Source organism: Nonomuraea sp. NPDC050451, assembly GCF_044458585.1.
Window position 1 is genome coordinate 1 of sequence record NZ_JBITHZ010000058.1, and the last position, 11,681, is coordinate 11,681.

The following is an 11,681-nucleotide window of genomic DNA, read 5'->3' on the forward strand; positions in this document are numbered from 1 at the left end:
ACCCCGTCCGGCACCAGCCTGGCGGGGTCTTCCTTGTCGTCCATATAGACAGCGCGAATGTCGCCTACGTGGACACCTTCAGCGTCGTCCTACACTCGGTCTGGATGAAGGGATCATCCCCGCGTGCGCGGGGAGCACACCCCCTTGTTCAGTTCGTTAGTTGCCGCCCAGGGACCATCCCCGCGTGCGCGGGGAGCACGGCAGCACATGAGCCCGGAACAGACAGGCGTAGGGACCATCCCCGCGTCCGCGGGGAGCACGCCATCAGCCTGATCAGCAAGGACATGACGGTGGGACCATCCCCGCGTGCGCGGGGAGCACACGAACCCCGTCTGGCGGATGCCGTGCAGGATGGGACCATCCCCGCGTGCGCAGGGAGCACTCGTCGGGGTCGCTCGTCGCGCCGAACAGCATCGGACCATCCCCGCGTGCGCGGGGAGCACGGTGGCGCGGTCCTGTACGAGATGAGCGAGCCGGGACCATCCCCGCATGCGCGGGGGAGCACCTCGTACACGTCACCGACGCCATGTGGGAGACGGGTCCATCCCCGCATTCGCGGGGAGCACAAGCTGGCTCGGTTTGACGGCGACCGCGACGAGGGACCATCCCCGCATGCGCGGGGAGCACCGAAGAGCGAGGGGGACTTGCAGGTTCTGATGGGGACCATCCCCGCGTGCGCGGGGAGCACACCTTCCGAGGCCAGCGCATCAACCCGATCAAGGGACCATCCCCGCGTGCGTGGGGAGCACAACCTGCCCCGGTACATGGCCGACCCGAGCACGGGACCATCCCCGCGTGCGCAGGGAACACGGCGAGCCAACCGACTACCTGCCGGTTCACGAGGGACCATCCCCGCGCGCGCGGGGAGCACTTGGGGGTGACGAGCAGGGTGCCGTCGGAGGTGGGACCATCCCCGCATGCGCGGGGAGCACCACACCTCCGCATGCAGCCCGTGGCCGGGCGGGGGACCATCCCCACGTGCGTGGGCAGCACGTGACGGCGAGTGCGGCCGTGCCGATGATGCCGGGACCATCCCCGTGTGCGCGGGGAGCACTGATCCACAAAGTCCTCGAACTCGGGGACCAGGGGACCATCCCCGCATGCGCGGGGAGCACGAAGTGGCCGCGGCCCGTCTCGTCCTTCATGCCGGGACCATCCCCGCGTGCGCGGGGAGCACCGACTGGTCGCCCACTACGGGCGGCCGAACAAGGGGTCATCCCCGCTTGCGTGGGGAGCACACGAACCACGTCTAGCGGATGCCGTGCCGGATGGGACCATCCCCGCGTGTGCGGGGAGCACTAGAAGCCAGCCGGGTCGATCTGCAGCACGACGGGACCATCCCCGCGTGCGCAGGGAGCACCTCGTGGTGGGGTCGGAGATCGAGGCCCAGTGGGGACCATCCCTGCGTCCGCGGGGAGCACACGCCGGGGTAATGCCTGGGAAGGTCGCCCCGGGGACCATACCGCCTGCGCGGGGAGCACGGGGCCAGCGTCGGCCCGAGGCTGGCGACCCGGGACCATCCCCGCGTGCGCGGGGGAGCACCCTGCAACCAGTACTGCGCAACCTTGTCGCGGGGACCATCCCCGCGTGCGCGGGGAGCACAAACCGCCCTCGGGCCGGTATGCCTCGGTCTTGGGGCCATTCCCACGTGCGCGGGGAGCACTCTCGCTGACCTGCGACGTTGTCAGCGGTGGAGCCCAAAATTAGCACTTCAGCGGATAAGGACGTAACGGTCATTTGACTATCAAGCTGCGATTCAGTCGTTCCAGGCTGCATCATTGCGAGATGTTGGGCAACTCAGCCTGCCTGACAAGGGGTACCGCAGAACCGTCTTCCATCGGCAACCTATCCTTGCCAGGCTCATCGCCCAGCAGGCCGTGACCGTGACGCTTGTCGATCGGCGCATTTGCGGGTTCTACATGGCGATGATGCCCTTTAATTACTCCATGCTCGGTGAGGGGACACCCCATGACCGGTTGGTTAAGGGATCATCTGCTGAGGCTCGTACGGTCCGGACCAAGCACAATCGAGAGCCGAACGTGCCGTTGCCAAGATGCAGGCAGTTAGCTGGCGGCGCTGCAGCGCGTGGAGGGCCATGGGATCGATGGCAACCGCGGCAGGCGGAGCGAGCGATCTTCGAAGTGTGCTTCATCGGCAGCGCTCTGGACCCGGTTGATCGGGTTATTCAGTGAATGTCGATCCAGGCGTCTGGCCTGCCTGGGGCAAGGCACGCAATGACCAAGTCCACCCCCTGGTCTGCCATGCTCTCGATACCGCCGCGGTAGCCCAACGCCTTGTAGGCGTGCTGACCGGGCCGCAATGCCGAGACGAACTGCGTGCTGCGTTCGAGCCGTTGGGCGAGGTGGACGCGTGGATCGCTACTCTCTGCGGGCTGCACGATCTGGGGAAACATAGCCCGACGTTTCAGGGGCTTCAGGTTGAAGTTGCCTTGGCGAGGTTCGATGAGTCGGCCGCTGCTGATCTGAGGAGGATGGCGAAGAGGCCGGAGCTCGGGCGGCGCATCGATACCCCGCATGGACTGGTCACGGCCATGCATATGAGAGACCTCCTCCGTCGCTGGGGCGCACCGCCGGCCACTGCCGAACTCGTTGCTGCCGCGCTCGGCGGGCACCACGGCTACTTCCCTGATGGGACAGCGCTGCGGCAGGCGCGGCGAGAGATCAACAACCACGGTGGCCCGACTTGGGAAGCACGGCGCGATCGGCTCGTCAGCGAGGTCATCGCTGTGCGCGGCCTGCCGGATCCCGGAGAGATCCCTTGGCAGGACGTGCACGTGAGCAGCGCCGCTGCGGTGGCCCTCGCCGCTCTGACCACGATCAGCGATTGGATCGCGTCGGACACCGAAAACTTCCCCTATGCCGATGTATTCGATCTTCCGGTCTACAACAGGAGAGCTGACGAACGCGCGTCGCTAGCCGTGGAGAGGCTTGAGCTGTGCCCCTGGGAGCCGCCCACGTCGTTCAGCGAGTTGTTCCAGGGTGAGAAGCCGCGGCCGGTGCAGGTTGTCGTCGAGCGTGTAACAGAGGATCGGGACCAGCCGACATTAGTGATCGTGGAGGCTCCGACAGGGGAAGGTAAGTCCAAGGCAGGTATCCAGGCTGCTGCGGCCTTGATGCGTAGCCATGGTCTCCTGGGGACGTACGTCGCTAATCCGACCAAAGCGACGAGCAACCAGATGCTGACCGAACTGGAGCAGCTGTTAGAGCGCCTTGGACACGACAAGACGGTCAGCGTCCGGCTGATTCACTCCGGCGCCCTCGATCACCTGAACGAGCGGGCAGCCGACCCTAGCGACGTGGGTCGGGACGACGAGGACGACTTCGATGTCCAGGCGAAGGAGTGGTTCACTCGTAAGAAGAGCCTGCTCGTCCCGGTCGGCGTTGGAACGATCGATCAAGCCCTCAAGGCGGCTATCCGGTCGGGCCACGTCTTCGTACGCCTGGCCGCGCTGACCAACAAGGTCGTCGTTATCGACGAGGTCCACGCGTACGACACTTACATGTCGACGCTGCTCGATCGGCTGCTCGCCTGGCTCGGACGGCTGGGTACGTCGGTGGTGATGCTGTCGGCCACGCTGCCTTCGGGGCGGCGGCAGGAGCTGGTGGCAGCCTGGCAATCGGGCCTGCTCAGGTGCCTGCCACGGGATACCCCGAAAGCGGAGCCATCCACCGACTACCCGAGGGTCACGGTGGCCGGCACCGGCAAACCCGTGGCCGAGGGTGCCGAGGTTTCCGACCTCAACGTCAGTCGCCTGCTTCATCTCACTCCGATCAACGACGAAGACGTAGTCGATTGGGCCTTGGAACAGGTGGCGGATGGTGGATGCGCCGTCGTGATGCACAACCTGGTACGAAGGGTGATCGCTACCCACGCGGCTCTCGTGACACGCGTTGCGGCCCTGCCAGCGGAGATACGCCCTCGGTTGTTCGTGATCCACGGTCAGTTGGACAACGGCCCGCGTCGGGCCGTTGAAACCGAACTGAAGGCCGCCTTCGGCAAGAACGGAGCACGGCCAAGGGCGATCGTGGTCAGCTCCCAGGTCCTGGAACAGGGACTGGATCTCGACTTCGACGCGATGCTCACCGATCTTGCTCCCGTGGACTGGCTGATCCAACGAGCTGGCCGGCTTCACCGCCACGACAGGGCGCGGGGGGAGCCTCGCCTGGCGATTGCGGGCGTGGTCGACACCGAGGCTGGCCCTCAGTTTCCGCGGTACAGCGAATCGGTCTACGCGCCGATCACACTCATGCGAACCTGGGCTCTGCTGCGGGAGAGGACCTGTCTGAACCTGCCTGATGACGTACCCACCTTGGTCGATGCTGTCTACGGGCCGGACGGGGCGATCACCTGTCCGTCCGGGTGGGAGGAGTTATGGCAGATCGAGACCGAACGTCTGGCTCACGCGCTGAAGGTGGCTGAGCGCAACGCCCGTCTCATGTATCTCCCGCACCCCAATGCGGTCTCTCACCTTGGCGAGTTGACCAAGCACAGCAAGCACGCAGGACAAACGCGAAGCAGGTGATATCCGCGGTGGAGCACTCCGACGACGTCCCTCCCGTTGACGTCGTGCTGTTCCGAGCGTCTCAGGGCGGCCGGGCCGTTCCGGTCTCTGGCGGTGACTCAGTCGACCTGACCGCTCTCGACTCTCCCGATGAGGACGTGTTACGAGCACTACTGGACGCTGCCCTCCAACTCGCCGTATCGGCTGACATGCCTGCCGATGTCGTACGGGCGATCGCTGCGACCCCAGTGCCGCAGCTTTTCCAACGTTCGCCGTGGCTGTACGAGCACAGGGTTCTCATGTTCACCGAAGACGGGTGTACGGTCGGTGGCCACGTGCTGCGGTATCGCGATGGCCTCGGCCTCCTTCTGGAGGACGCCGATGCCCTCGCCTGACGACATGGCGCCATCGTTCGATCTGCTGACTCAGCCCTGGATTCCCGTCGTGGGACTCGACGGGAGGGTTGATGCCATGGGACTTGAGGATGTCATCGCGAAGGCGCATACCGTCCGCCGTATCGCGACAGAGGCCCCCACGATGACGGCGGCTCTCCATCGCCTCCTCCTGGCGGTCTTTCATCGCGCATATGGCCCGCCCAATGAGACGGTATGGCGAGACCTGTGGGAGGCGGAGAGCATCCCCGCCGATCCGCTCCGCAAATACCTGGAGCGCCGCCGGGAGCGCTTCGATCTGTTCCACCCGGAAGTGCCGTTCATGCAGTGCGCTGAGTTGAGGTCCCTGAATTCGGCTACGGCGGCGAAGCTGGTTCCATACCGCGCCGTCGGCAACAATGTGACCCTCTTCGACCACACCACGTCCGAAGACAAGGTCGTACTGACTCCGCAAGAGGCGGCCCGGTGGCTGGTCACGGTTCAGGCCTTCGACCCAGGAGGGATGAAGACCCCGTACGAGAAGGACAAGTCGTCGGAACGGGCACCCTGCAACTGGTTCGGAGTCGTCCTGGTCGAGGGGCAGAACCTCAAGGAGACCCTCCTGCTCAATGCCATGGTCTACCTGCCGGACTACGAGAAGCCGGAGATGACCACTTCCGACGATAGGCCAGTTTGGGAGGAGCCGACTGGGCCTTCGCCGAGACCGGACAAGCGCACCGCGCGAGGCTGGACAGACCTGCTGACCTGGCCATCGAGACGCGTACTGCTGTTCACAAGGGAGCCGGGTGGAAGCAGCGTGGTGGATGGCGCTGTCATCACACCTGGGACGCGGCTCGATGTGAAGCTGCCAGACGAGGAGAAGATGGCGGCCTTCCGCACGCCCAAAGACGCGAAGGGGAAGTTCAAAAAGGACGCGCCCATGCTGCCGGTGCGGCTTTATCCCCTGCGCGGCGTATGGCGCCATAGCGTTGAGCTTCTCCTGAGCGATCTCTGGGAAGAGAACCGGTACCGCCAGCGCCCCGTGGCTCTCGATCAGATAGCCGAACTGGCAGAAAGCGGCTACATTCCCGCAGACGCTGTTTACACCCTCCGCCTCTTCGGCCAACATCTTGATTCCAAGGCGACGGTCGTTGAGACGTGGCTGGAAGAGGAGATTCCCGCACCTGTTCCGCTGCTTCGAGCACATGACGAGAAACTGAGCGGGATCATCGGCTGTGCGATTGCCCTTGCCGACGACGTGGGCTCCGCGTTGCGTTCGTTCCAGACGGAATATCACCGTGAGTTCAAGGCTGATCAGCCTGTGGCAGACGTCAGCCGCGGTTACTGGCCTCGCCTCGCGCGTCCGTTCGGAGCATTTCTGATCGACTTGGGCAAGGCTCGTACGGCTGGCCACTCGGAAGCGCCGACAGCGCGGGCATGGGGACGGCACGTGATCGAGCTTGCCCGTGTGGCGGTGGACCGCTGGGTTGCTGGTTCACCCGCTGAGAGCCGTGCCATGCTCGCGCTCGGAAAGCACCGCGCCATTTTCGACGGTCGCCTGGAGACCGCGGAGCGCGTCTTTCGTGCCCGGATCACGAGCTACACCGATGGACCGGAGGAGCCTGATGCCTGACCAATTCTCCATACGGCGGGACGCGTACATCACGTACCTCTGCGGCCTCGAAAACGCGTTGCGCTCGGATGACCGGCGGAGAGTGTCTGAGGCACGCGGGGTGCTCGCCAGGTTGCGTCACAGCTTCGTAGAGGGAAGGCAGTATCAGGCGTACGAGATCGTGTTCCAGCACGATCCGCCTCAGGGCGATGGCTCCGAACCGGAGACGTGGCTGCTTGTGGGCGGCCTGTTCTCGCTACATCCGTTGAACTGGCGGGGCGGGGGAGGATCGCGCTCGTTTGGCGCGTCGCTCGGCAGGCTGCAGAAGAAGCTGGAAAGCCCGGTAGTGGACCGACGACTGACTCAGTTGCTGGCCAAGGACAAACAGGCTCTCCCGCATTATCTACGCCAGACGATCCGGTTGCTGTCGGCGCACGACGTTCCCGTCCACTATGAGCGGCTGCTCAGCGACCTGCTTGTTCTGCTCGGCAAGGACCACCGAGGCGACAGGGCGAGCAGAGTACGCCTGACGTGGGCCCAGGAGTACTACACGCTGGCTTCTGCGAAGCCGGCCAAGGGCCATGACCAGCCTCCCACCGATTCCCCGGAGACGACCCAATGATCATCGAGCTTCATCTGCTCCAGTCCTTCCCCGTTAGCAACCTGAACCGGGACGACGTGGGCCAGCCCAAGACGGCCACGTTCGGCGGGCATGTCCGGGGACGCATCTCCAGTCAAAGCCTCAAGCGCGCCGCGCGGGAACTCTTCAAGGTGTACGGGCTCGACGAGTCCGAGGTCGGAGTCCGTACCAAGCGGCTGCTCGACGGCGTGGTAGAGCGCCTCGTCGCCCAAAAGCGTGACCGTGAGCAGGCGCAGGCCGTCGCCACGGCCGCCTTGCAGCAGCTTGGCTTCGGGTTGGACCAGAGCCGCGGGCTCACGGAGTACTTGCTGTATGTCGGAAAGGGAGCAATCGACCACCTGACGACGTACTGCGAGGAACGCTGGGACAGCCTGGAGAAATTCGCCGCCGCGAAGACGAAAGCTCAGAAGGAGAAGATCAAGCCGGACAAGGCCGCGCAGGCTATGGCGCGTCAGATTCTCGACGCTGGTCGGGTCGCGGACATCGCCCTGTTCGGCCGGATGATCGCGGACAACAAGGACCTGAACGTCAACGCCGCCTCGCAGGTTGCTCACGCCATCTCGACGCATGTCGTCGCCACCGAGTTCGACTTCTACACCGCAGTCGACGATCTGAAGCCGGACGCCGAGTCCGGAGCCGACATGCTCGGCACGATCGACTTCAACTCCGCCTGCTACTACCGGTACGCGAACGTCGATCTGATCCAGTTGACGGAGAACCTGCAAGGCGACATCGACCTCATCCGGCGCACCGTTCAGGCCTGGCTCCTGGCCTTCATCAACGCCGTGCCGAGCGGCAAGCAGAACTCAATGGCGGCGCGCACCATGCCCGACACGCTCCTCGGTGTGGTGCGTGACCACGGGGCCTGGAACCTGGCCAATGCCTTCCTCAAGCCGGTTGTCGACAACGACATCATGGAGGGCTCGACCCGGTGTCTCGTCGATCACTTCGGCAAGCTTCGCTCCTTCTATGGCGGTGAACAGATCCGCACGGCCGTTGCCGCATCCGTGTCTCGGGAGATCCCCGCCATCGAGGGGCTACAGGTCGTGGGCAGTCTCGATGCCTTCACCAAGGGGCTGCTGGCCGGCGCCGGGGAGTACGGCGGATGACGTACGACGGTCCCACGTCGCTCGCCCTGTGCTTCGACGCGCCGATGCAGTCATGGGGCATCAGGTCACGCGGAATCATCCGCGACACGATGACTGAGCCGACGAAATCGGGCGTCCTGGGTCTGCTGTGCGCGGCATTAGGGATCGATCGCAACGACGACGCCGCTCTCGCCGAGTTGGCCCGGCTTCGCCTGGCTGTGCGCGTAGACCGCGAGGGCGTCGTCGAGCGTGACTATCACGTCACGCAGAACGTCCCGACCACACAGGGCACTGGGCATCGCACAGTCGTCAGCGAGCGGTACTACCTAGCCGATGGGCTCTTTTTGGTGGTGCTGGAAGGTGATGAGCGACTGCTGACCAGGGTGGCCGAAGCGGTGGAACGGCCACACTGGCGGCTGTCTTTCGGGCGCAAGGCGTACGTCCCGGCGCGGCCCCTTCTCGCTCGTGGAGAAGGGCCGACGTCTCGGACAGCAGAGAAAGCTCTGGCCGCGTACGGGTGGCTGGAGAACTCTGCCACGGCCCGTGCCTCGATGAAGAGCCAGACGATCCGGCCTGGTCTGCGTACCGTCGTGGAATGCCCGGCGGACGCCCTCGATGCTGAGGCTCGTCATGATCAGCCTCTTAGCTTTGTTGAGGGTAACCGGCGTTTCGCGCCCCGCACCGTACGGACCGGAGAGGTCCCGCTGACTGACGAAATGATCTCCGCGGGAGAGAAGTTGTGTTTCTGACCAAGCTCACCGTCAACCAGCAGTCTCGCGCGTTCCTGCGCGACGTCGCCGACGTTCACGACATGCATAGAACGATCATGTCCGCGTACCCTGAGCTGCCGCCGACCGCTACTTTCCGCAGCCAGCATGGCGTGCTCTGGCGGCTCGATACGGTGGCGGGCGGCGGCCTGGTGCAATATGTCCAGAGCCAGACGGCTCCCGACTGGGAACGTCTCCCCGAAGGACTGCTCTTGCGGCCGGCGGAGGTCCGCTCCCTTCAGCCCGTACTAGACGTCATCGCGCCTGGACGGAAGTTCGCATTCCGGCTCATGGCCAACCCGACCCGTGATGTCCGTGTCGAGGACGGGAAAGAGCAGCGGAAGCGCGTTCCACTTCAGCAGCCTGCCCAGCAGATTGAATGGCTGATCAGCAAGGGCGAGCAGCATGGTTTCGTCATCCCCTCCAGCCGGCAGGGTGCTCCAGACGTGGCCGCGAATCCGGCCCCCAGACTGGTTGGGAAGAAGCGGGAAGCAGGGCGCGTCACCGTTGATCCTGTCCGCTTTGACGGTCACCTGGTTGTCACCGACTCGGCGGCCTTCACGGCGGCCGTGATCAACGGCATCGGGCGCGCCAAGGCGTACGGCTGCGGCTTGCTCAGCCTCGCACCTGCACGCGCCAACTGATCATCCCGTCCGCGCGCGTGGGTGTGGAGCGAGGGCGATAACTGTTACTGGAATTGCAGCCAGCTCAAGGCTTCCTTGTACATGGATGAACCCTTGCACCCGACCTCAAGGCTGGGGCAGAGGTCGTGTTCTTCGTGTCTTGGGCGGCCTGCGCACGCTGGAAAGAGCATGCGCAGGCATTCTCCCAGTAGGTCGTACCCTTGCCGCTGGGGTCATTCGTGATCACATCCCCGCGTGCGCGGGGAGTACTTGACTGTGAGAGTGGCTGTTCCTCTTCTCACGGGACCATCCCCGCGTGCGCGGGGATCATCTTGCATCAAGAAGAGTACTCACCTGTGGCGCCTGCGAGCCGCTGGCCTACGTCGTCACAGATCAACCGAGCCCATCGGTTTTATCGGGCAGCTGATCGCCCACCTCGTGTTGTCAGTGAAGCTCGATGAGAGTGTTCGCCCCAAGTAGTGCGGCCCCCGCCGCAGCCGCACCCGCGAGCAGCGCCTTGGCCAGGTCCTTGTGCGACCTGAGGTTCAGTAGCGTCACGGCTAAACCGATAACAGTAGCGAATAAGAGTAGGACGAAAGCCCTAACGGTGAATAACGGTGTCACTGGTTCTCCCATCGCGCTCGCTATCCCTCTTCTCACGTTACGCTGATGAGAAGGATCCTGCGGCCCATGCTCGTGATCGCCAAATGGGAGTACTGCAGACGGAAACATGTTCATGCAGGCTATGGGGGTGTGAAGCGACGGTCGCTGCCATGGGAGCCATGTCAAAAAGGCATAGATCTCGTTGCTCTGGCGGCTTGTATATTCCAATCAAAGTGCCTTGGACGGGCACCGAGGGGTCGCCCACGAGTGAGGCTTTTGCATCCCCCTGGCTGCGGGTTGCTGGTAACAGCATGATCGCGAGCCTGGTGTTCGCCTGACGACGTAAGAAACCCCTGGTAGATGGATTGATCACCACAACCAGATCCGTCACAACCAGGGGCCTCGGATGCTGTTCTATCGTGCTGCCGTCGATTTGTCGCGTTCAACGCTGAACTACGTCGCCGGAGTGATCCGCCAGCACCGCAAGGCGATCGGATCGGCCTGGCGGCTGCTCAACCCGGGGCAGCAGGCGCTGCTGGTGCTGGTCTACCTGCGTAAGGGCGAGACATTCAGCGAGCTCGGGGCAGGGTTCGGGGTGTCGACGGCGACCGCGTGGCGGTACGTGGAGGAGACCGTCGCGCTGTTGTCGGCCCGCTCACCGAAGCTCGGGCAGGCGCTGCGCAAGGCAAAGCGGGACGGGCTGCATTACCTGGTGCTGGACGGCACGCTGATCCGCACCGATCGGATCGCCGCCGATCGGCCGTACTTCTCCGGCAAGCATCGCGTGCACGGGATGAACGTCCAGGTCATCGCCTCGCCGAACGGGACGATCTTGTGGACCTCGGGCGCGCTGCCGGGTAAGACGCACGACCTGAGCGCCGCCCGCATCTGGGGCATCCTGCGTAAGCTCGAACAGGCCGGGATCATCGTCTTGGCCGACAAGGGCTATCAGGGAGCCGAAGGCCCGGTCCGCACCCCGTACAAGGGCAAGAACAAGCCCGAGTCTCAGAAGCTGGCCAATCACTCACACGCCCGCCTTCGCGGACCCGGCGAACGCGCGAACGCTCAGCTCAAGAGCTGGCGCATCCTCCGCAAGCTCCGCTGTAGCCCCAGCAAGGCCGGCCACCTCTGCAAGGCCATCGCCGTCCTTCAGAATCACCAAGTTGCGCAGGCAACGTGAGGATGAAAAGCATTCAGTGTTTGCGTCTATTCGAGCGGTTGCTCTCGGAGTGGCCGATTATTGCCATAACTCCCATAGTGGCCGATTCTGAACCGCCGCGCAGCTGGAGCAAGGTGGCTAAGCTCCGCCGCATGGGCGGCGTTGATTGCGTTATGTCGGCGACGCCGTGGCGTTGCCACAGAGAAGGGTCTTTGATTGCGGCGGTGAAATGTCCGAATTCTTCAAGGTGCTCGGAAATGGTCTTGGCGCCAGGCAATCCGCAGGTCGGCGAGAGT

Annotated in this window: 8 protein-coding genes; all 8 read left to right on the forward strand. The window is 64.3% G+C overall.

Going from position 1 to position 11,681, the window contains the following annotated elements; translation table 11 throughout:
- Positions 1–2,188: 2,188 nt before the first annotated feature.
- The 8 genes from cas3 (at position 2,189) to ACIBI9_RS63415 (ending at position 11,406) form a co-directional block, all read left to right on the forward strand.
- Positions 2,189–4,543 (forward strand): CRISPR-associated helicase Cas3', encoded by a 2,355-nt coding sequence (gene cas3, locus ACIBI9_RS63380; RefSeq protein ID WP_397238057.1) that lies wholly within the window; start codon positions 2,189–2,191, stop codon positions 4,541–4,543.
- An 8-nt stretch (positions 4,544–4,551) separates the two neighbouring features.
- Positions 4,552–4,917 (forward strand): hypothetical protein, encoded by a 366-nt coding sequence (locus ACIBI9_RS63385; protein ID WP_397238059.1) that lies wholly within the window; start codon positions 4,552–4,554, stop codon positions 4,915–4,917.
- A gap of 4 nt (positions 4,918–4,921) precedes the next feature.
- Entirely contained in the window at positions 4,922–6,526 is a 1,605-nt protein-coding gene (gene casA / locus ACIBI9_RS63390; RefSeq protein ID WP_397238061.1) for a type I-E CRISPR-associated protein Cse1/CasA, read from the forward strand.
- A complete protein-coding gene (casB, locus tag ACIBI9_RS63395; protein WP_397238063.1) occupies positions 6,519–7,127 on the forward strand; it encodes a type I-E CRISPR-associated protein Cse2/CasB in 609 nt (202 codons plus the stop codon). Before casA ends, casB begins: the two co-directional genes overlap by 8 nt.
- Entirely contained in the window at positions 7,124–8,254 is a 1,131-nt protein-coding gene (gene cas7e / locus ACIBI9_RS63400; RefSeq protein ID WP_397238065.1) for a type I-E CRISPR-associated protein Cas7/Cse4/CasC, read from the forward strand. The genes casB and cas7e overlap by 4 nt, the downstream gene beginning before the upstream one ends.
- A complete protein-coding gene (gene cas5e / locus ACIBI9_RS63405; RefSeq protein WP_397238067.1) occupies positions 8,251–8,982 on the forward strand; it encodes a type I-E CRISPR-associated protein Cas5/CasD in 732 nt (243 codons plus the stop codon). The genes cas7e and cas5e overlap by 4 nt, the downstream gene beginning before the upstream one ends.
- On the forward strand, positions 8,973–9,644 hold the full coding sequence (gene cas6e / locus ACIBI9_RS63410; RefSeq protein WP_397238069.1) for a type I-E CRISPR-associated protein Cas6/Cse3/CasE: 672 nt from the start codon (positions 8,973–8,975) through the stop codon (positions 9,642–9,644). The genes cas5e and cas6e overlap by 10 nt, the downstream gene beginning before the upstream one ends.
- 988 nt (positions 9,645–10,632) lie before the next feature.
- Positions 10,633–11,406, forward strand: coding sequence for a transposase family protein (locus ACIBI9_RS63415; protein WP_397238071.1), 774 nt, complete (start codon positions 10,633–10,635; stop codon positions 11,404–11,406).
- Positions 11,407–11,681 lie beyond the last annotated feature (275 nt).